Below are 19,840 nucleotides of genomic sequence, written 5' to 3'. Positions count from 1 at the left end.
ATTTCCTGCCGCGGGCGGAGGGCCCGCGCCGTGCGGTTCCGGTAGGCGCTTGCGCCGGTCCCGTCATGATCGAGTTCGTAGAGCCTATTTCACACGGCCGGGACACGCTTCTAGTGGCACCGCCCGACCAGGGCGACCGAGTCTTCTACGTATATCAAGGCTGGATTCTGCACGATCCGAATGTCGCGATGAAGCTGAGTGCGCTACACGTCCTGCGTCGCGCGATGGGTCTCGTCGGCCTCGTTGCGGCCGGCGAGCGGGACAAGCTTGCCATGAAGGTCATCGTGCCTGCCGGCTGCAGCGCTTCCCCCAGCGCCGTAGTGGCCGCGCTGCCGGGCAAGGCGCGGCCCTGAGTCTCATCACTGCGCCGACCGGCTGCAGCCATTGCGGAAGCGGTGGTCGATGCCATGCCGCCGTAGCGGTTAGATCGCGCAGTATCGCAGATAGTCCATCAGTCCGCTTTCGACGGTGCCTAACAGGCTAACGCCGAATGGCCTGAGGTCGAAATCTAGATGGTGGCTCAGGATCGATCCACCTGGTTCATTTTGGAGGATAATGCCTAGAACCGACACTGAGAAGGACATTAATCTCTTTCGCCGACACGCTGAATATTGCAATCTCGTTGATCTCTCGGTCGGAAAAGCCGCTTCAGCTTCGTCACTAACAACCCTGCGGTCTGAGATTTGTCCTGCCCCTCTTGGTGCAAGACGCGAAGACGACGCAACAGAGCGGTGACCTCCGCGTCGGCCGTCACGATGTCAGGGTTCTTTCGCAGCAGTTCTTCGATCCAAAAGTCCGACATGCTCCTACCGAAGCTGTTCGCGGCAGAGACCACCCGTTGCCTCAAGGAGGTCATCATCGCCTCACATCTCACGATTTCGTGAGGTATGGTACTTGCTGTACATGATATCTGTTCGGCATGGGGAAGCCAGCCATGCCTGATGAAAAGCCCGTTGCGACGGCTGTGGCTGTCCGCGAACTGATCGATATCGAGCTCATCGACGGGGGTGACACCGTAGCTGCCCGCTTCATCGCGGCAGATGGCCAGATCGTCGGCGTGGTCATCCCACGAAGGGTGTTTACCGAGTTGCAGGTGACGGTACCTGATGGCTCGGATCGTAAGCGCTAGGCCGGGCTTGTATCGAACAGATGGCCAGCGACCGCTTTGTAGATGCGCCCCTGGCCAATCGGGCGGCTGGGTTGGGTCGGTCCGAGGCCTTCCGCTTTTCCTGTCGGTCGTCTCCGAAGCGCCCGTTCTGCTTCCGGCCAGAATCCGTCGTACAGAATCGTTATGGCGCGCAGAACCGGACGTTCGGCTTGGCGCCCATCCCGACCTTTCAGCACGCTTCGTAGCCATCTCCGAAGCGGACGTCCCGGTAGCTGTATCTACAGGATGGGAGAAGGTGATTCGACTGAGACCGGGTACCGCGCGGCTTAGGCGGATGCCGCCGCGGCCAACAGCGGCGCGCGGACGCGTTTCATTTCCGTGGGCGCAGGCTCGTCAAGTGCAGTCCTCGCCAACCCGCGCGATGGCGCGAACTGCCTCCCGGTCTGGCTTGCGCTGCTCCGTGCGCGGGACCCGCGGCACTGGGAGGAACCGAACTCGCGACGCCATGCCGGGACCATGGACGGCATCGACCGCTCGCTGGCAGGCGAGGACATCCAGGGCGTCCTCCGGCCACGCCTCCACAACCGCGGTCCAGGTCGCGGTCCACAGTTCGTGACGACCACGGCGTACCGAACGGAGGTGACGCCACAGAGGGTGTCCTCGACCATCGTCGGCGTAAGCGTGCGTCCATCGACCGAGAGGGCGTCCACAGCTCGACCGAGAGTATGCAGGCGGCCGGCCGCATCGAGCAGTCTTAGGTCTCCGGAGCGGTACCAGCCATCGTGGAAGGCCGCCGCGTCCAGATCGGGCCGGTTGAGGTAGCCGCTGGCCATCGCGGGCGAACGCACCTCGACCGAGCCCCCCTCTTCGGGAGCCGCGAGGCCACCCTCGCCCCGCCGGAACCTCACCTCGACGCCGGGAAGGATGGGCCCGGCGGAGCCGAAGCTCTCGGCGTCGGAGATGTCGTGCCCAGAGGGCGGCAGGACGCTGATCAAGCCCATCTCGCTGGCCCCGTAGGTGTGGGCGACGACCGGGCCGAGGCGCGCGCGGGCTTGGCGGCGCAGCGTGGGCGGCGCGGACGCCCCGACATGCGTCAGGCAGCGCAGCGACGAGAGATCCCGCCGCGCGACGTCCGGGTGGTCCATGAGCTCAACAATTGCGGCTCGACCAGGAAGAGGTCCGTGATGCGCTCACGCTGAATGATGCCGAGGGTGTCGGCCGGATCGAAGCCGTCCCGCAGCACGACCGTTCCCCCGCCGAGCAAGGTCATGTCGACCAACACTTGGGACAGGTACGCGAGGCGTCCGTTGACGAGTTGACGCCTTTCCGCGGAGCTCAGGACATCGACAATGGCGGCGTAGGCGGCGAATGTGCGCCAACTCCCCTTAGTACGCCCGTGCTGCCGCCGGAGGAGATCACGACGCCGAGGTCGTCCGGCCTGGCCGCGCAGGCGAACCACTCGGTGGCTTGGGCCCTCGGCCAGCGCATCGAGTGGCCTCGGCCGGAGCCGGCGACGCCGCCTCCGGCCGAGGCCACCCCGATGCCACCATCAACCGGGACGAGCTTCGCGGTCTCGGGGAAGACAACGAGGAGGTCCGGCGCCGTCAATCCCAGGAGTTCCGCCTGCGCGGCCGACGATGCCGTGACAGACAGGAAGGTCGTCGCGGCTGCGATCAAGTTCGCGGCGTAGCGCACGGCGAGGGCCGCCGGACAGTTCGGGGCCAGGAGGGCTAAGAGCGAGCTTCGCCGGATCCCGATGCCGAACAGGGCGCGGGCGTAGCGATGCACGGACGCGAGCAGTTCGCCAGCGGTAACGGTCGCACCGTCGTATCGAAGGGCCGGAGCGGAGATGTTCCGGCTCAGCCGCTTGATCGACTCGGCGACGTAGACCGAGGTGGTCGCCGGGTACCCTGACGGCACGGTGCCGCTCGTCACGACGCGGCCCGCTGTCCGGACACGAAGCGACCGACGGCCGGCCCGCGATAAAAACCGGACAACCGATCTCACCACCGGCGATCATATGTCGGTTCGAAATGTATAGCTTTGCGCCGTTTCGGAAAAGTTTTCGCAAACATCGTGCGGCTCGATGGCTTATGAAGACTTGCTAAGCCAAGCGGTTCGCTGCTTCAGTTCCAAGACGTCACGACGGAGTGGGGCATGAAGCGCACAATCGCGGGCGTATCGATCTGTTTCGGGATGTCCGGCCTGAGCTCGATACCGGCTCAGGCGCTGTCAGTCGTCACCTCTCCCGGCTCCGGCAGCCCGGTCGAGCTCATCGCCGAGATACATCAGCCACCTTCACCGGAGAGCACCCGCCAAAGGTTGCGATAGCCTTCGCCGGTCAGAACGGCATCGGCGGGTCGGCTCGCGTTCCAGTCCACGGCACCCATGGCGTTCAAGCACTGTCGTGCCTTTCCCACCGGGTACTGAGCATCGTCATCCTTTACGGTCGATCGATACAGCTCGGCGAGTTTTTCCGCTGCGCTTCGTGGTGCAGAGTTCATCCGCAATCAGCACGGCCGCCTCCGTACGAACTCCATGATAGATCATCGCAGGAAGCGCATCGAGACGGCGTCGACCCCGCTCGGTCAGCGCGTCGAAGTTCACTCCGGTCATGCGGCTGAGCGCTGAAATACCCCACGTACCATTGTTGACGATCGCTCGATAGAGCACCCTGAAGGGTTCAGCCAGGGCATCAGTATCTGATACATTTATTCCCTTCAAAAATTATTTTTTGGACATCTCTTCAAGAGCGTTGCTCTTGATTAAATCTTTATTGACAATAGATAATAGCGCATTTTCTAAACATTCGCCGCTGTATTTCTCCAGATCCTCCTTGAGTTGAAGAATCTGCAACATGACTCCGGAGAGATCAGCCATTTTGCCGCTCTTTCCGAACAGGCCTTCCGGTGCCCAGTCGCTCGGCGTGAGCTTCTTCTCCAGATTCTGAAGGCCTTTGAGCGCTTCCCGAACGCCTTCGGGAGAGAACCCGGTCAAGTCTGCGAGGTCGGCAAAGCCGGAACTCTTGGCAAGGTTGCGGGCGTAGCTCTGCGTTGCGTCAAGCAACATGTCTGCCTTGGATCTCGCACTCGGATCGTTGCGCAACGTCGCGTAGCCGTAGGTCTGCCTGAGAAGCTGCTCGGACTTGGCGAGCACCGCGTCGAGGTTCTTCTCGGCCCAAAGATGCGCGACGTAACACCGAAAATCGACCCATTGGGGCGCATAGATGATGGATTGAAGTTCGTTTAGACGTCCGCGGGCCTCGAGATCGTCGATCAGAGAGACCGAGCGTGAGGCCAGCGCACCGGTGTTCCGGCCGACGTACTCGATGAGCTCGCGTCGGGAGGTGCCCTCCGCGAGTCCGACGACACCGACGCTATCGTGCCCGATGTGCCCTGCCCTACCCATTAGATTCCAGAACTCGCGCGGAGACATCTCGATCGAGCGTCCATCTTGCGGAACGTGACGCGATGCCGGGAATATGGACGAAACGGGGAAATTGATGCCTTGCGCGATGGTCGAGGTTGCACACAGACCCTAAGGTGACCGGCCTCGGCAAGCCATTCCATCAGCGTCCTGATCTCGTCCGACAGGCCGGCGTGATGGACTCCGACCCCGTGCTCAAGCGTCGCAATCAGTTCGAAGTCTGCACTGACCTCCGTGCGCAGATAGTCCTGCACGAGCCGAACTTCGTCGGGTTTTCTTGCGAATTCCGGAAGAGTGGCCGCCGCGTGACGGGCCATCGACCAGACGGTGTCGATCCTGTTTGCGACGCCAATGCTGCTACGACCGCGCTCCGACATCACGCAGGCTATCGCTGCCGTCTGCAGGCCAAGTCCGATCTGCGTGCCGCCGATGAGCACCTTGCTCTTCGGAACGTCGATCGGTTTCACGGGACCGGCCGAATGCGTGCCGCGGAGCGGCATGGCCTTTTCAGTGACGGTCAGGCTCTCGAACTGACTGACGCGCAGTGGGAGCAGATCGCCCCGCTGCTGCCTCCGCAGAAGCCGCGCACGGGCCGGCCTGCGGAGGATCACCGGCAAGTCCTCAACGGCATGCTCTGGATCGAAGCGCATGGGCGCATCCTGGGAGGATCTCCCGGCGCGCTATCGTGCTGTGGGAACGGTGTCGAGCCGGTTCTACCGGTGGCGCAAGGCCGGCGTGTTCGACCGGGTGCTGCGGCGGTTGCAGGCGCAGGCGGATGCGCGCGGCGACCTCGACTGGGACCTGCACTTCGTGGACGCCACGGTGGTGCGCGCCCACCAGCACGCCGCCGGGGCACGCCGGTCCGGCGCCGTCGGGGGGTGAGGCGACCGTCGAGGGCGTGGGCGAAGCGCGCGGGCGCAGCCAGGGTGGCTTCTCGACCAAGCTGCATCTGCGTGCCGAGGGCGGGGGTAAGCCGATCACGGCGGTGCTGACGGCGGGCGAGCGCCACGAGCAGTTTGCGTTGAATGCACTCATGGACAAGGGCGCGGTGCCACGTCCAGGGCGAGGCCGCCCGCGCCTACGTCCCCGCCGGACGGCAGGCGACCGGGGCTACTCCAGTCCGCCGGCCCGTTGTCGCCTCTGACAACGCCGGGTCGAGCCGGTGATCCCCACCCGCAAGGATCAGCCCCGCCAGCTCGATTTCGACAAACCCGCCTACCGCCAGAGCAACAAGGTCGAGCGGTTGATCGGCCGGCTCAAGCAGTATCGCCGCATCGCCACCCGCTACGAGAAGCGAGCCGCAAACTACCTCGCTATCGTCACGCTCGGCATGACGATGCTCTGGCTCAGATGACTTTGCAGAGACGCCCTAGTGGCGCGCCATCTCGATCGTGCGCTGATCCAGGCCTGCGCGGGTTCGCCGGGCTGCGCGACGGGCGGCGCATGCACGACCTGATGTCGAGCGCGCGGTACCGGGCGCTCTGGCCGCACCGCGCGCTGTCCCGCTCGGGCGCGATCGCGTTCGCCAATACGGCGACCGGCTCGCGCGAGGGCATGCCATTCGCCACGCTGACCGCGAGCCGCGGCGACCGGGTCATCATCGACGATCCCCGCTTCACCGAGATGGTCGAGACCGAGCGCGAGCGGACGCTGCGGATCTGCCGCGAATCGGTGACGACGCGCCTCAACGACCCGGCGCTCTGCGATCGTGGTAATCATGCAGCGCCTGCACGAGCGCGACGTAACGGGCGAGATCCTGCGGCTCGGCCCGGGCTACGTTCACCTGATGCTGCCAATGGAGTTCGAGCCGGACCGCGGCTGCCGGACGCCGAGCTTTGCCGATCCGCGCACGCTCGACGGCGAATTGCTGTTCCCGGAGCGCTTCCCGCGTACGCGCCGAGCGCGACAAGATCCCGCTCGGCGCGTACGCGGTGGCAGGCCAGTTCGAACAGAGGCCCGCCCCGCGCGAGGGCGGGCTGTTCGACCGGTCGACCTTGTGCAGAACGTCCGAGACGCTCCACGGTCCCGCGCTCACTGAAATCGAGACGGTCGCGGGCTCCGATTCAACGACCGCGCCACCCACCAGCCCTGACCTCGGCCACGGTGCGCCACCGCGTCTCCGTCGGAGGCCTCATGCCCGAGCTGTCCCTATCCTGCCGCTGACGAAAGTCGATGCGGCCAACCGGCTCGACTACGACCTGGCTGATCGTCGCTCATCAAGGTCGGCCCTCGCGACGATGGAGGGCGATCAGCCCGGGCCGCGCCATCTCGTCGGCCTCGCGGTCACGAAGGGGGGTGAGGGTGACACCGGTTCCTCCCAAACATCCTCAGCGGGGGCGATCCGCGACCATGTGGCCAAGATGAGCCCGGAGTCGCGCGCGGATTTTCTGATCAAGGTCTCGCACCAGATCCCGCAGCAAGTCGCGCGCTGATGCGCTCAAACCCGCCGTCTGCGGACGGTCGCCCGCGACCGCGTGTGATCCCATCCTGTTCAAGAAACGCATCGATGCTCTTCTCGAAAGCGGTGGCACCGGAGAAGGGTTAATGCGGCAATAAACGCTGATATATAGACATTTGATGTCGAAGATTCTACAATTAAACGTCTGCTAACGATCCGCGCCGTAAATCCAGCAGCCAAACCGCGCGGTCGCAAAATTCATTCTCTAGATATCTGTGGTGCACTATGGGATCTCCAAACCCAAGCGCCTCCTTGGCGTACAGGAGAGGACAACCTCTGTGGCATCAGCATACGTGATCGGCGGGATCTTAGTGCTCGGCGCGCTCACGGGCGCAGCAGATGGAGCGATAGCTGCCTGCAACGTCCAGTTACATATAGCGAACACATGTCTCGGAAATTTCAAGTCCGCGACAGGGCGCGGCGGCGATCTTCTGAAATCGACCGAGGAGCGCATCGGCGCCGATGTGAAGATGGGGGCTTGTTCATCCACTGATCGGGCCGAAATCGGCCGCGCCTCGTGGAATGCCGGTGAGAGGGCAATGCAGCTCTCTCAAGATGGGCAGCTCAAATCGACCAGTGAAGTCCAGGAATTTTGTCTCAATCATGCTCGAAAATTTTCCAATTGAAATTCTAGGTATTATGCGGACGACAAATAACTTTCTATAAAACAATTATCATTGTAATGTTCATTGCACTGCCGTGGAGCAAATTTGTAAATTGCTATTCCCCGCCTGTCCGCTGCACGACAGACTTGCTGTTTGAGAATGCGCTGCCAGCTCGCGGCCAACTCAGACAGGGTCACTTCGTTCGTCGAAGGCAGTCCCACGTCTGGGTCGAGGCTCCTGAGGTTTATGGTCGCCTTCGGCACCTACGGCTTGCTGTGGAAAGCATACAGGATGACGTGCAACTCCGACGGCCGGACCGTCTCCACGAAAGCACGGCCGACCGACCTGACGAGCCGCGCTACACCCGCGTCAATCGGCCAGCGACCGGGTGAAAGCTCGGATGCTGCCACCCTCGGTAAGATCGACTTCGTCAAAGCCTCCGCACGGCTCGGCGCGGAGGCGCGCTAAATGATCTCCGGGCTTTTGCCGAACATCCGCGACCATACCCCGCCTGCGATAGCCGACTTGTCGAGGTCGTGGATGTCCTGGCTGTAGCGGCCTGTGTAGAGCTTGACGATCATGCGGTCGCGGCATTCGCCCTCCAGCTTGAACCTGAATTTCACGCTGACCGGCTTGCCCGCCTTCGGAGCCGCGACCTTCTCGACTGTGCAGCGCAGGTGCGGGAAGGCGTCCATCTCGACCCACATGTAATCACCGGTGCGCAGGCCCGGGGGCGTGGCGAACTCAGCGATGCCCCCGTCCAGCGAGAGACTGACGATGCGCGCCTCGCGGTACGTCTCACTCACACCGAGCACGCGTGCGCGCTCGTTCGTGGAGAAGGACTCTACGAGGGGACGTGGCTTCTCAAAGCAGATCAGCGCAGCGATCATCAGAACCACGATATTGATTACCGCCCAGTAGGCTGACACCACCGAGAACTCGCCCTCACCGATCCGCGACCATTCGGGTACGATGTTGACGATAAGACCGAGCGACGTGATCGCGATCAAGGAGGCGATCCAGAGGAACGTGTAGGCGTCGAACTCGGACTCCTCATTGCCCGAGCCCTTCGGCGTCACCTTGAAGGGCACGCCGAAGGGCTTGATCAGGCTGGAGAGCACGATGGGCAACATGCGGAAAGTCGCGAAGGTGCCGACCGCCGAAGAGATCAGGGGCAGGTACCGCGTCGGCGTGAGCCAGCCCATCAGCAGGAAATAGCCGACCAGCACAGGAAGCTGGTAGCGCACGATGTCCTCGGTGCCGGTGAAGTAGAGCGGCGCCGATCCCGTCCACAGGTAGACGGCGGGCACGATCAGGATCACGAAGCGGACGGTGTACTGAACCAACCAGGACAGGGGTATGAACATCACCCGCTGGAACAGGTTGAGGCCAGGACCGCGCAGCGGGCCGTTATGGAGGTAGATCGTCTGGATGCCGCCCCGGCACCAGCGCCCGCGCTGCACGAAGTAGCCCTTCAGGTTCTCGGCCGCCAAGCCCATCGACAGCCGCTCGTTGAGGTAGCGGGTCTTGTAGCCTTTGTTGAGCATCGCGAGCGTGGTGAGCAGATCCTCGGTGATCGAGTCGTGCGGGAAGCCGCCGATCGCGTCGATGGCGGCCCGCCGAGCGATGGAGCAGGACCCGCAGCAGAAGCTCACGTCCCAGGCATCGCGGGAGGTGGCCATCTCGTCGAAGAACAGCCGCTGCTCGTCGGGCCAGACCTTCTCGAGATTGAGGTTCGACTGTACCGGGTCCTTGTTGAAGAAGTGCTGCGGCGTCTGAACGATGCCGATGGTCGGGTCCCGGAAGAAGGGCAGCGTGCGGCGCAGGAAATTGCGGTACGGCACGAAGTCGGCATCGAAGATCGCGACGAAGGCACCCGACGAGACCTTCAGGCCGTTGTTCATGTTGCCCGCTTTGGCGTGGCTGTTGTCCGAGCGCGTGACGTGGATCGCGCCCTTCGACTCACAATAGGCGCGCAACCAGTCGCGGCGCTTGTCGTCGAGGACATATATTTTCAGCTTGTCTCGCGGATAGTCGAGCGCGAGAGCCCCGACGATGGTCCGTTCCAGAACATCCAGAGGCTCGTTGTAGGTCGGAATGAACACGTCGACGGTGGGCAGGCTGTCAGGGCGGGTGGCGAAGAACGATTGCTCCAGGCGGTCGGCCTCGGCGTGCCGATCGACGTAGCGGCTCATCGCCACCAGGAAGAGCAGGATGTCGGCGAAGGCACCCATTTCGACGCAGAACACGAACCACGTCCAGAAGAAGCCGAAGCTTCGATCCGCTGGGTAGGGCAAGACGGTGTGGAAGCAGCGCCACCAGAGATAGCGCCCGGCGACGAGTAGCACGAAGGCGCAAGTCACCGCGCGCGTCCACGTGCGGTCCCGCGGCCAGTTCAGGGCGAAGATAAAGAAGAAGGCCGCTACGAAAAGCGTCGGCCCGAGGCTCACGAGATGCTGAACCACAGGCCCTTCACCCAATTCATGACCGGATCGAGGGCGGTTTGAAGGGACGACCCGGCACGCGCGAACCGAACTTGAACCGTGCGACCCACCTGGCAGAAATTGGCGTAATCGGTCTGCATATCGCTCGGGTCGAGCGCGACCCGGATGCGGGCATTCTTGCCCCGGCTTTGCGGCGGGATCGCTGCCAGCACCACCTCTTCGACGGCGGCTGCCGACCCGCGCACCGACAAAACACGACCAGGGATCACCTGGGACGTTCCGAGCAGCCGTACATCGGCGCTGTCGCCCGGCTTGATCTCATCGTAGTTCACCTCGTCCACGAGGATGTCCACGAACAGGTCGCGACAGTCGAGCAGGCGCATCAACTCGTTGCCGACCAGCACGTTTGAGCCAGCCACGACGTTGTTGCGCCAGATGACACCCTTGAACGGAACCTGCACCGCGACGAAGGAGAGCCGGTCGTTCCGGGAGCGCTCCAAAGAAAGCTGGAGGCTCAACTGCTGGGTGCGAGCTTTCTCGATCCGGATCTGCGCCTCGACGTTGGCGAGCTGGATCGTGACCTCGTCGATACGCTGCTGCGAGTAGGGTACGTCATTGCGGCCCTCGCCGACGAAGGTGCCGCGCTTGAGCGCATCCAACTGGCGCTGGAGCCGCTCCAGCTCGGCCTTGGCGATGTTCTGCTCACTGCCGGCGCCGACTGAGGCGGCGCGGGCTTGTTCGACCGAACTCCCTGCCACCACGCCGGTCGCGCCGAGCGTCTGCTTGCGCGCAAGGTCCGCCTCGGCGGAGGTCTTGTTGGCCTGCGCCGTCGCGATGCGCTGCTGACGGATGATGATCTCTTGCTGAATGCTCACTATGCTCGCCTGCTGGTACTCTCTGAGGCGACCGATCAGATCAGTTTTGAGTGCAGATAGATCCTTCGCTTGCAGCTCGAGCGCCCGCAACTTTTCCTTGGATGCAGCCAAGTCAGCATCTAATTGCGCCTCGGCGGTTCGCGCGATGCGGCCATTGTTGATGAAGAACACCGAGGTATCCTCGGGCAGCGCCGTCCCGACCTTAGGCGGCGTATCGGAGACCACGCCCTCGATGGGCGCCGACACGACGGCGAAGCGCGCGTTCACGGTGCCGTCTAGGCTGGTGTAGCCTGTGAAGCTTGGAAGGACTGCTAGGATGGCAGCACTCAGGAGGAGCACGCCGACCAGTACGCGCATCCAGCGACTGTTCCAGGGCATTCGGCGCCTCAGTTTTGTATGATTGTTTTCAGATCCGGTATCGCTTCTGTCCGTATCGAGGACAACTACGCGAATTCGGCGCCAGTTCCGCCTCGAGATACATCCGGCGTGCTTGGAATCGCGCTCCGAAGCTCCGAGATTGCTATAGTTCATGGACTATTAATTTGAAGCTCCGGAGCCGGTCCCGCGCTGAATGGGACGAGTTTGCGGGTAGCGCGTCGGTAGGTGAAGGAGCTTGCCCATGCCTTCGCCCCTGTCTCTGGACCTGCGCGAACGTGTTACGGCTGCCGTGATGGCGGGTGCCTCCTGACGCTGCGCCGCGGCCCGCTGCGCGTCCTCGGCGACGGCGTTTCGCCTCGGAGAGAGCGACGTCGGCGCACTGCATCAGCTCTTCAGGGCTCGACCGATCCTCGCATCCGCTCAAACCAAGGCTGGAGCCAATGGAAGTGGCGCACTCGTTGAGCGCGTACGGTCTTTCGATCTCGGCGATGATGTCTTCTGCAAGGCGTGTGGCCGAATCGGAACCCGATCGGACCATCATCGCCATCTCGTTCGTCACTGAAGGCTCGCGATGCCGGACAGGTCTCCCGCCCGAGGCCCTGTTCGCGCATCCTCGCGAAAGATGACAGCGTGATCGAGCTATGCCGGAGCCGGCACGTCATCCGCGGGTTATATGCCGGTATCGCAACGGGCGGGTCACCCCGATAGGCAGGCACGCGAGAACGACATGAACGGGGGGCTCGAGTTGACCGGTGACGAGTGGACCTTGGCGAATTTCACCGGCGCGATCCACCGAGGCGGCGTCGGCCTCTGGGCGTGGTCGCCGACCCAACGGGTAGCCCAGCTCGACAGCCTGTGTCGCGAGTTCTGGGGCGTCTCCGGAGCCGTCGTCGACATCGACGTTCTGTTCGCGCGCGTCAACGCCGCCGATCGCAGTGCGATGGTGAAGGAATGGGCGGCCAGTGAGCGAGACCCGCATCCTTACAGCTTCGACTTCCGTATTGGCGCGGGTGCGGACGCGCGCTGGATCTCGGCGCGAGGTGTCGGTGGGGACGCCGGTCGGGTCGGGGAATGGGTTCAAGCCATTTTCCTCGACATCACGGACCGCAAACGGGCCGAGGAGGCCGAACGGCTTCTAACCGCTGAACTCGCGCACCGGGTCTCGAACATGTTCACCGTAGCCCGGGCACTGACTTCCATCGTCGCCCGAGACGCAACGTCGGCGCCGCTTTTCGCGGAGGACCTGTCGCGGCGGTTCGGCGTGCTGCACGAGGCGACCGTCCTGGCAACACGCGCTCAGCAAGGCGAGAGCGGGAACGTCTCGATGGGCATCCTCGCGGAGCGCATCTTGGCGCCTTATCGGCACGGCAACAATATCGAGATCGACATCGATGACGCGGTGGTTGCCACCCAAGGCAAGGTCAACGACTACGCGATGATCTTTCACGAGCTCGCCACCAATTCGGCCAAGTACGGGGCCCTTTCGGGCGGCGGGACCCTCAAGGTTCAGGGACAGATGGCCGCCGATGGGATGCACGTGACGTGGCGAGAGCGGTCAGCGCCTTCGGAGGTGCCTAAGGCCGATGGAACCGGGTTTGGGTCGCGGCTACTCAAGCAGACCATCGAGCGAAGCCTGGGCGGTCGCTTCGAGCGCGCCATCGACGGGAAGGGCCTGCGCTTCGCGATGGTTATCCCGCAAACCTGACGCGTGAACCACGCAAGGTGCCACGCCGGCGACGTCGTCCGGCCGGCGGTATGTATGCCCTCGGCCGCCGTTTCATGGCGTATTTTGGCCCACCGCCCGGCATCCGCTTCTCATATCTGACACCCGAAACCGGAAGCAGGACTCTCCTCGTCGCGGACGGCGCGAAGCTTTCGTGCTGGGGTACGACTGGTGCCTTTGTCCGCCAAGTTGACAGCTCAGTGCCTGAATCGCAGCGCAGAAGCGAAGCACCGCAATCTCTATGTCGCGGATTCGAGCCCCTCCCTCGCTACCATCGAATCCAGCCCGCCCGGTCCCACACACGGCGGCCTTTCCGGGCGCCGACTCAGCCAGAGGCGCGAACTTTTCGGCAGTTCCGCACCCCTGAGCCTCAGCCGACGGGGCCGGCATCGAGCGACACCCGGAAGCGCATCCGCACCACGCCCTCGTCGTCGCGGACTGCCGCGATGTAATCCTGACGCCCGGGCCGGTCGGAGAGCCCTTGGGCGATGCGCGTCATGATCTTCACGGCCTGCGAACGGGCGGCTTCGAGACTGGGCAGGTCGTAGCCGTCCTTGTCGCGGACCAGTTCGGTTCCGTCGTGCAGATCGATGAAGAAGCGGGGCATGGGCGGCTCGGCGGGGGGATCCGTCAGCCACGCTAAGCAGTTTCCGCACCGGTCCACGTACCCCTTTTCGGCATGTCGCCGTCGCGGCGATCCCGCGCTGGAGCCGGGACCGTCGCGGTCTCAGGACATGCCGAACCCGGCCGTCCTAGCGGTAGTCGCCCGGTGTCAGGCCGTGCCGGGCCATCTTGTCGTAGAGGGTCTTGCGCGGCAGGCCGAGAGCCTCGGCGGCGGCGCGGACATCGCCGCCGGCCATGATCAGCTCGTCGCGGATCAGTTGGCGCTCGAAGCGATCGACCTGATCGGCGAGGCTGCCGGCTGCCAGCTCGGCGGCGGGCTGCGCCGTCGCCGCGAGCCCCAGCGCGCAGCGCTCGGCGAAATGGCCGAGCTCGCGGACGTTGCCCGGCCAGGCGTGTCGGCGCAGGTGATCGCGGATCGCCGCCGTGACCGGCGGCACCGGGCGCCCGAACTTCTCGGCGGCGCGGCGCAGGAAATGCTGGAAGAGCAGCAGCACGTCGTCCCCGCGATCGCGCAGGGGCGGGATCGTGATCGTGATGACGTTGAGCCGGTGGTAGAGGTCGTCGCGGAAGGTGCCCTGCGCGGCCGCCTGCCCGAGATCGACCTTCGTGGCGGCCACCACCCGCATGTCGACCGGCCGCACCTCGTTGGTGCCGAGCGGTTCCACGGTTCGCTCCTGGAGCACCCGAAGGAGCTTGACCTGCAGCGGCAGCGGCATGCTCTCGATCTCGTCGAGGAAGAGCGTACCGCCCTGCGCGTGCTCGATGCGGCCGACGCGGCGCTTGAGGGCGCCGGTGAAGGCCCCGGCCTCGTGCCCGAACAGCTCGCTCTCGACGACGCTGTCGGGCAGTGCCCCGCAGTTCATCGCCACGAGGTTCCGCTCGGCGCGGCGGCTCCACCGGTGCAGGGCGCCCGCCACAACCTCCTTGCCGGACCCGGTCTCGCCGAAGACCAGCACGTCGACATCGGCCCGCGCGACCTCGCGCACCAGGGCGCGCAGCCCCACGATCTCCGGGGACGTCCCGAGGAAAGCCGGATCCTCCCCGGTGGCCGCGTCGAGCCGGGCCCGCAGCGCCCGGTTCTCCATGACGAGCCGGCGCCGCTCGAGCGCCCGGCGAACGGACCCGACGAGCGCTTCGGCGGGATAGGGCTTGGCCAGGAAGTCGTACGCACCCTCCTGTATGGCGGCCACCGCCATGCGGATGTCGCCGTGGCCGGTGATGAGGATGACCGGCAGGTCGGGATCGACCCGGCGCAGTCGCGCCAAGAGGGCGACGCCGTCGAGCCCCGGCAGCCGCACGTCGGTGACGACCACGCCGGGCGGCGCGGCCAGGATCGCCGCGAGCGCCGGCTCGGCGGCCGCGAAGGTCTCGACGGTGAAACCTTCGAGTTCCAGGCTCTGGCCATTGGCCCGGCGCACGTCCGCCTCGTCATCGACGAACACGACGCGCTCGGTCTCCGCCTGCGCGTCTGCCGATCCGTTCACGGTGTCGCTCCCACGGGCTTGCCCACGCTCGGGACCGCGTCCGCCGCCCGGATCAACTCCATCCGGAAGACCGTCCCGGCGCCGTCGCCGCCGGCCAGGATCAGGTTCCCGCCGCAATCCTCCACGATCCCGCGGGATATGGCGAGGCCCAGGCCGAGGCCGTCCGCCTTGGTCGTGAAGAACGCGTCGAAAACCTGGCCGCACACCTCCGCGGGGATCCCGGGCCCGGTATCGGCCACCTCGATCGCGACCCGCTCGCCGCTCTCGACGAGGCACAGGCAGACGCGGGCCTCCGCGCGCCCCGCCACAGCGTCGATGGCATTCTGCAAGAGGTTGACCAGCACCTGCTCCAGCCGCGGACCGTCTCCGAGGACGCGTAGCTCCGGGGCGGGCCGGTCCGCCTCCAGCAAGACCTGGAGCGCGGCGGCGCGCGCCGCCACGAGTTCCAGCGCGTTCGCCACCACCTCGCGCAGCAGCACCGGCTCCCGCCGCGGCGAGGCGCGCCGGGCGAAGCCCTTGAGCTGCCGCGTGAGGCCGGCGATCCGGTCGGTGAGCCGCCCGATGGCGGCGGCGTTCTCGGCCGCGTCCTCGCCCCGACCGCGGCGAATGAGGATCGCGGCGTTGTCCGCGTAGGAGCGGATCGCCGCCAGCGGCTGGTTGATCTCGTGGGCCATGCTGGCCGCGAATTGGCCCAAGGCGGCGAGCCGGCCGGCCTGCGCCAGTTCGCGGCCGAGGCGCTCGCGCTCGGCCTCGGCGCGCTGCCGCTCAGCGATCTCGGCGCGCAACTGGGCGTTGGTCTCACGCAGCGCCCGCGTGCGCGCCTCGACGCTGGATTCCAGCTCCGCTCGGCGCGCCGCGGCCTCGGCGAGCCGGGCCCGTGTCCGGCGCCCCCGATCGGCCAGGGTGAAGAGTCCGTACCCGGCGAGCGCCGTGACCAGGGCCGCGATGATCCAGGCCTGCAGGCGCTCCCGCTCGACGGCGGTCCCGACCGGCGTCAGTGTCCGCAGTTGCCAGTCCGTGCCGGGCACGGGCGCCTGCGACTGGATGGCGGTCCAGGCCGGGACCGACCCGCGTCCGACCCGCACCACGTCCGGTTCGCCCGCGACCGGATGGATCGGCAGCCGCTCGAGGCGCGCGGCGCCGAATTCCTGTCCCGCCTCGATCCGTGCGCGTTCGGCCGCGTCGACGGCGTGGAGGGTGTCGAAGCGCCAGTTCGGCTCGCTGGTGACGAGGACGATGCCCCGGGCATCGGTCACGAAGGTGACCTCGCGGGCGGCGCGCCAAGCCGCCTCGACCGCGTCGAACTCGACCTTCACCACCACCACGCCGGTCCCGGCCCCGATCCGGCGCGCGAGGTACAGGCCCGGCCGACCGCTGACTGTTCCCAGGGCGAACTGGGATCCGGCCCCGCCGGCCAGAGCCTGCTTGAAATAGGGGCGGAAACCGTAGTCCCGGCCGACGAAGCTGCGATCCTCCCCCGCGTTGCTCGCCGCGACCGTGAGACCGTCGGCGCGGATGACGTAGATGACCGCCGATCCGGTGGCGGCCGCGACCTGGGCGAGCCGCCGATCGACACGATCCAGGAGGTCGCGTCCGGGATCGGGGCCGACCGCGGCGGCGACCTCGGGGTCGGCGGCGAGCGCTAGCGGCAGGGACGCTTGCTTCTGCATCTCCGCGAGCAGCACGCCGACCTGCAGGCCGATCGCCGAGCGGGCGCCGCGCCGCAGGTCCGACAGGGCCCAGCGCTCTGCGGCCCGGCCGGCGAGCCACGCCGCCACGAGGATCGCGCAGAGCCCGACCAAGACGGCGAGGCCCCGGCGCGAGGGCTTGCCCTGGCCGGACAGCGTCAGCGCGCTCAACGGCGGCCGGCCTGTCCGGGAATCCGGACCGTTCCGGCTGGCCGCGTGCGAGAATCCGCATTCTGGCGCGCCTCGCCCACCGCCGCCTTCAAGAAAAAGCTCATCTTAATCAGCTGGTTAAAGAAAAGTAGCGGCCGGCGTCCGAGTGGCATGCCGGTTGCCATTCCCGTCACGTAACGCAGCCATGTCGCCAGTGAACGGCTGCGCGCCGAAAGGCCAACAGCAAGCGCGGACACCGTCGGCTCACGCCGACGCAAGCCGCCCCTTCCGAAGCTCGCGACAGGGAGAACGCCCCATGGCTGCCGTGCCATCACCACTCACCGCCCCGCATCCGCCCGCCAGACCGAAGCCGCTGTACCGGACGCTCTACTTTCAGGTCCTGGTCGCCGTCGCGATCGGCATCCTGCTCGGACATTTCTACCCGCAGCTCGGCGCCGAGTTGAAGCCGCTGGGCGACGCCTTCATCAAGCTGGTCAAGATGATCATCGCCCCGGTGATCTTCCTGACCGTCGTCTCCGGCATCGCCGGCATGACCAATCTCGAGAAGGTCGGCCGGGTCGGCGGCAAGGCCCTGATCTACTTCCTGACGTTCTCGACGCTGGCGCTGATCGTCGGCCTCGTCGTCGCCAACGTGCTCCAGCCGGGCAACGGCCTGCACATCGACCCGAAGTCCCTGGATCCGAAGGCGGTCGCCACCTACGCCGGCAAGGCGAAGGAGCAGAGCATCGTCGACTTCCTGATGAACATCATCCCCACGACGGCGGTCGGCGCCTTCGCGGGCGGTGAGATCCTGCAGGTGCTGTTCTTCTCGGTGCTGTTCGGCTTCGGCCTCGCCTTCCTGGGCGACCGCGGCAAGCCGGTGCTCGACATCATCAAGGTCCTGTCCGAGGCGATCTTCGGCGTCGTCAACATCATCATGAAGGTCGCCCCGATCGGTGCCTTCGGCGCGATGGCGTTCACGATCGGCAAGTACGGGATCAGCTCGCTCGCCAACCTCGCCTACCTCGTCGGCGCCTTCTACCTGACCTCGGCGATCTTCGTTCTGGTCGTGCTCGGCGCGGTCGCCCGCTACAACGGCTTCTCGATCATCAAGCTCATCCGCTACATCAAGGAGGAGCTGCTCCTCGTGCTTGGCACGTCGTCGTCCGAGTCGGCGCTGCCCTCCCTGCTGGAGAAGATGGAGCGGGCCGGCTGCTCGAAGCCGGTCGTCGGCCTCGTGGTGCCCACGGGCTACTCGTTCAACCTCGACGGCACCAACATCTACATGACCATGGCTGCGCTGTTCATCGCCCAGGCGACCGACACGCCGCTGAGCCTCGGCGAGCAGGCGCTGCTGCTGCTCGTCGCCATGCTGTCGTCCAAGGGCGCCGCGGGCGTGACCGGCTCGGGCTTCATCACCCTCGCGGCGACGCTCGCCGTGGTGCCCTCCGTGCCGGTGGTCGGCATGGCGCTGATCCTCGGCGTCGACCGCTTCATGTCGGAGTGCCGCGCGCTGACGAACTTCATCGGCAACGCGGTGGCCTGCATCGTCGTGGCGCGCTGGGAGAATGAGGTCGACGAGGCCAAGCTCGCCGCGGCCCTGTCCGGTCAGACCCTGGCGCCGCTCGCGCCCGCGCCGGCTCTCCAGCCGGCCGAGTGACAAGTCGGCGGCGCGGGCCGCGCTTCGGCGAGGCCCGCGCACATCGTGCGGAACACAGATCGCGCCGCGCCCCGGAGGGATCCGCGGCGTGGCGCCCGTACGTCGGTGCGCGACGCAGCTGCGGCGGGACGCCGTCAGGCAGCGTTGAGGGTGTGGGGCGCGAAGGCGGCGACGACCGGCCGGAAGGCGCCGACGATCGCCGGGTCGAGCCGTCCCGCCATGCCCTCCAGGATCGCGTAGGCCGCCTCGCTGGCCATCGGCGGCTTGTAGGGCCTCTGCTCGATCAGGGCCGCGTGGATGTCGCAGACGGTGACCAGACGGACCAGGTCGGGGATCTCGTCGCCCTTGAGGCGGTCCGGATAGCCCGATCCGTCGAGCATCTCGTGGTGCGACCGGACCACGTGCAGCATCTGCTGCTCGAAGCCCTGATCGACCAGCATGCTGTAGCCCTTCTCCGGATGGAGCCGCATGACGGCCAGTTCGGCGTCGTCGAGCCGCCCCGGCTTGTTGAGGATCGCGGCCGGGATATGGATCTTGCCGACGTCGTGCAGCAGGGCCGCCTTCGTCAGGCGATGGCGCTCCTGCTCGCCGAGGCCGAGGCTCGCCGCGAAGGCCGCCGCCAGCCCGGCGACGAGCAGGCAGTGCTGGTGCGTGGCATCGTCGAACTGCCGCACCGCCCGGACCCAGTCGCGGATCCCGGTCTCCCGGATCGCGAGGTCGATGGCCTGGGTCCCGTTGTCGATGACCTCCGGCGTGATCGGCTGATCCGGCACGAAGACCGAGGCGTAGAAGCCGCGCGCCGCCGCGGCCGTCCGTAAGGCGCAGGCGGGCACAGGCTCATCCGAGAAGGCCGCGACGCGCGCGGGTGCGCGCGACGCACCCAGCGTCTCCCGCAGGCGATCCGTGTCGAAGGGCGCGCAGAGCGTGTGCGTCGCGCCGAGGGCGACGCCCAGGAGCCGGGTCCGCGGGCTGTCGGTCTGGAGCAGGATGATGAGTGGGACGCCGTGCCGGACCTCGGCCAGACGGCGGCGCAGACGCTCGACGGAGGCCGATCCGAGGTCGAGGACGTCGGTGACGATCGCGGTCGCGCTGCCGAGAGGCGCCTCCGCGGCGCGCAGGTCGTGGACCTCGCAGGACAGGCCGTCGGAGAGATCCTGCGCCAATCCCTGGCTGCGCGCGGGATCGTCCGTGATGAGAAGTATCCGGCCCATCGGCAC

18 protein-coding genes and 1 pseudogene are annotated in these 19,840 nt (G+C 66.0%); 7 read left to right on the top strand and 12 right to left on the bottom strand.

Annotated features, from left to right (window positions below):
• The first annotated feature begins 65 nt into the window (after positions 1-65).
• Entirely contained in the window at positions 66-353 is a 288-nt protein-coding gene (locus ACTJK8_RS02070; protein WP_440761439.1) for a hypothetical protein, read from the top strand.
• 581 nt (positions 354-934) lie between these two features.
• Positions 935-1,129, top strand: a complete 195-nt coding sequence (locus ACTJK8_RS02065) for a hypothetical protein (protein ID WP_133250851.1) — start codon at positions 935-937, stop codon at positions 1,127-1,129.
• Positions 1,130-1,434: 305 nt separating this feature from the next.
• On the opposite strand, the gene ACTJK8_RS02060 is transcribed toward ACTJK8_RS02065, so the two are convergent.
• The 5 genes from ACTJK8_RS02060 to ACTJK8_RS02040 form a co-directional block, all read right to left on the bottom strand.
• Complete coding sequence (locus ACTJK8_RS02060; protein ID WP_440761438.1) at positions 1,435-2,253, bottom strand: AMP-binding protein; 819 nt, start codon at positions 2,251-2,253, stop codon at positions 1,435-1,437.
• Positions 2,202-2,378: a hypothetical protein gene (locus ACTJK8_RS02055; protein WP_440761437.1), complete on the bottom strand. Its 177-nt coding sequence runs from the start codon at positions 2,376-2,378 to the stop codon at positions 2,202-2,204. The genes ACTJK8_RS02060 and ACTJK8_RS02055 overlap by 52 nt, the downstream gene beginning before the upstream one ends.
• 65 nt (positions 2,379-2,443) lie before the next feature.
• Complete coding sequence (locus tag ACTJK8_RS02050; RefSeq protein WP_063110826.1) at positions 2,444-3,043, bottom strand: AMP-binding protein; 600 nt, start codon at positions 3,041-3,043, stop codon at positions 2,444-2,446.
• Between the two features lie 501 nt (positions 3,044-3,544).
• Positions 3,545-3,781 (bottom strand): hypothetical protein, encoded by a 237-nt coding sequence (locus ACTJK8_RS02045; RefSeq protein WP_133250852.1) that lies wholly within the window; start codon positions 3,779-3,781, stop codon positions 3,545-3,547.
• Between the two features lie 54 nt (positions 3,782-3,835).
• Positions 3,836-4,543 carry a hypothetical protein gene (locus tag ACTJK8_RS02040; RefSeq protein WP_440761436.1) on the bottom strand — a complete coding sequence of 236 codons (708 nt, stop codon included), beginning with the start codon at positions 4,541-4,543 and terminating at the stop codon, positions 3,836-3,838.
• A gap of 470 nt (positions 4,544-5,013) precedes the next feature.
• Here ACTJK8_RS02040 and ACTJK8_RS02035 point away from each other — a divergent pair.
• Positions 5,014-5,888: pseudogene (locus ACTJK8_RS02035) on the top strand (IS5 family transposase).
• Here ACTJK8_RS02035 and ACTJK8_RS02030 read toward each other — a convergent pair.
• On the bottom strand, positions 5,881-6,222 hold the full coding sequence (locus ACTJK8_RS02030) for a hypothetical protein (RefSeq protein WP_440761435.1): 342 nt from the start codon (positions 6,220-6,222) through the stop codon (positions 5,881-5,883). The pseudogene ACTJK8_RS02035 and the gene ACTJK8_RS02030 overlap by 8 nt on opposite strands.
• A gap of 147 nt (positions 6,223-6,369) precedes the next feature.
• Between ACTJK8_RS02030 and ACTJK8_RS02025 the strand changes: the two genes are divergently transcribed.
• Together ACTJK8_RS02025 and ACTJK8_RS02020 are read left to right on the top strand one after the other, a co-directional pair.
• Entirely contained in the window at positions 6,370-6,966 is a 597-nt protein-coding gene (locus ACTJK8_RS02025; RefSeq protein WP_440761434.1) for a hypothetical protein, read from the top strand.
• 304 nt (positions 6,967-7,270) lie between these two features.
• Entirely contained in the window at positions 7,271-7,618 is a 348-nt protein-coding gene (locus tag ACTJK8_RS02020; RefSeq protein WP_127991748.1) for a hypothetical protein, read from the top strand.
• Positions 7,619-8,061: 443 nt separating this feature from the next.
• On the opposite strand, the gene ACTJK8_RS02015 is transcribed toward ACTJK8_RS02020, so the two are convergent.
• Positions 8,062-10,062: a glycosyltransferase gene (locus tag ACTJK8_RS02015; protein ID WP_440761433.1), complete on the bottom strand. Its 2,001-nt coding sequence runs from the start codon at positions 10,060-10,062 to the stop codon at positions 8,062-8,064.
• Positions 10,044-11,294: an HlyD family secretion protein gene (locus ACTJK8_RS02010; RefSeq protein ID WP_059407898.1), complete on the bottom strand. Its 1,251-nt coding sequence runs from the start codon at positions 11,292-11,294 to the stop codon at positions 10,044-10,046. The genes ACTJK8_RS02015 and ACTJK8_RS02010 overlap by 19 nt, the downstream gene beginning before the upstream one ends.
• A gap of 727 nt (positions 11,295-12,021) precedes the next feature.
• On the opposite strand from ACTJK8_RS02010, the gene ACTJK8_RS02005 reads away from it, so the two are divergent.
• Positions 12,022-12,999 (top strand): sensor histidine kinase, encoded by a 978-nt coding sequence (locus ACTJK8_RS02005; RefSeq protein ID WP_440761432.1) that lies wholly within the window; start codon positions 12,022-12,024, stop codon positions 12,997-12,999.
• 388 nt (positions 13,000-13,387) lie between these two features.
• Here the strand turns inward: ACTJK8_RS02005 and ACTJK8_RS02000 are convergent, their stop codons facing one another.
• From ACTJK8_RS02000 to ACTJK8_RS01990, 3 genes are all read right to left on the bottom strand, one after another.
• Positions 13,388-13,624, bottom strand: a complete 237-nt coding sequence (locus ACTJK8_RS02000; RefSeq protein WP_116655243.1) for a DUF6894 family protein — start codon at positions 13,622-13,624, stop codon at positions 13,388-13,390.
• Between the two features lie 145 nt (positions 13,625-13,769).
• Positions 13,770-15,125, bottom strand: coding sequence for a sigma-54-dependent transcriptional regulator (locus tag ACTJK8_RS01995; protein ID WP_058621125.1), 1,356 nt, complete (start codon positions 15,123-15,125; stop codon positions 13,770-13,772).
• The gene (locus ACTJK8_RS01990; RefSeq protein WP_116655244.1) at positions 15,122-16,984 is read right to left on the bottom strand and encodes a sensor histidine kinase; all 1,863 of its coding nucleotides are present in this window, start codon (positions 16,982-16,984) and stop codon (positions 15,122-15,124) included. Before ACTJK8_RS01990 ends, ACTJK8_RS01995 begins: the two co-directional genes overlap by 4 nt.
• 295 nt (positions 16,985-17,279) lie before the next feature.
• Between ACTJK8_RS01990 and ACTJK8_RS01985 the strand changes: the two genes are divergently transcribed.
• A complete protein-coding gene (locus ACTJK8_RS01985; protein WP_012317388.1) occupies positions 17,280-18,623 on the top strand; it encodes a dicarboxylate/amino acid:cation symporter in 1,344 nt (447 codons plus the stop codon).
• A 134-nt stretch (positions 18,624-18,757) separates the two neighbouring features.
• Here ACTJK8_RS01985 and ACTJK8_RS01980 read toward each other — a convergent pair whose 3' ends face one another.
• Positions 18,758-19,834, bottom strand: a complete 1,077-nt coding sequence (locus tag ACTJK8_RS01980; protein WP_029360087.1) for an HD-GYP domain-containing protein — start codon at positions 19,832-19,834, stop codon at positions 18,758-18,760.
• Positions 19,835-19,840 lie beyond the last annotated feature (6 nt).

The sequence above is a fragment of the Methylobacterium sp. 22177 genome (assembly GCF_052045615.1).
Lineage (GTDB): Bacteria > Pseudomonadota > Alphaproteobacteria > Rhizobiales > Beijerinckiaceae > Methylobacterium > Methylobacterium radiotolerans.
This window is presented reverse-complemented; position numbering and strand designations above follow the sequence as displayed.

Bases quoted from the DNA above. Each gene is read 5' to 3' on its own strand.
- ACTJK8_RS02070 (WP_440761439.1), top strand. From the start codon at position 66: ATGATCGAGTTCGTAGAGCCTATTTCACACGGCCGGGACACGCTTCTA.
- ACTJK8_RS02065 (WP_133250851.1), top strand. From the start codon at position 935: ATGCCTGATGAAAAGCCCGTTGCGACGGCTGTGGCTGTCCGCGAACTG.
- ACTJK8_RS02060 (WP_440761438.1), bottom strand. From the start codon at position 2,253: ATGGACCACCCGGACGTCGCGCGGCGGGATCTCTCGTCGCTGCGCTGC.
- ACTJK8_RS02055 (WP_440761437.1), bottom strand. From the start codon at position 2,378: ATGACCTTGCTCGGCGGGGGAACGGTCGTGCTGCGGGACGGCTTCGAT.
- ACTJK8_RS02040 (WP_440761436.1), bottom strand. From the start codon at position 4,543: ATGTCTCCGCGCGAGTTCTGGAATCTAATGGGTAGGGCAGGGCACATC.
- ACTJK8_RS02010 (WP_059407898.1), bottom strand. From the start codon at position 11,294: ATGCCCTGGAACAGTCGCTGGATGCGCGTACTGGTCGGCGTGCTCCTC.
- ACTJK8_RS02005 (WP_440761432.1), top strand. From the start codon at position 12,022: ATGAACGGGGGGCTCGAGTTGACCGGTGACGAGTGGACCTTGGCGAAT.
- ACTJK8_RS02000 (WP_116655243.1), bottom strand. From the start codon at position 13,624: ATGCCCCGCTTCTTCATCGATCTGCACGACGGAACCGAACTGGTCCGC.
- ACTJK8_RS01985 (WP_012317388.1), top strand. From the start codon at position 17,280: ATGGCTGCCGTGCCATCACCACTCACCGCCCCGCATCCGCCCGCCAGA.
- ACTJK8_RS01980 (WP_029360087.1), bottom strand. From the start codon at position 19,834: ATGGGCCGGATACTTCTCATCACGGACGATCCCGCGCGCAGCCAGGGA.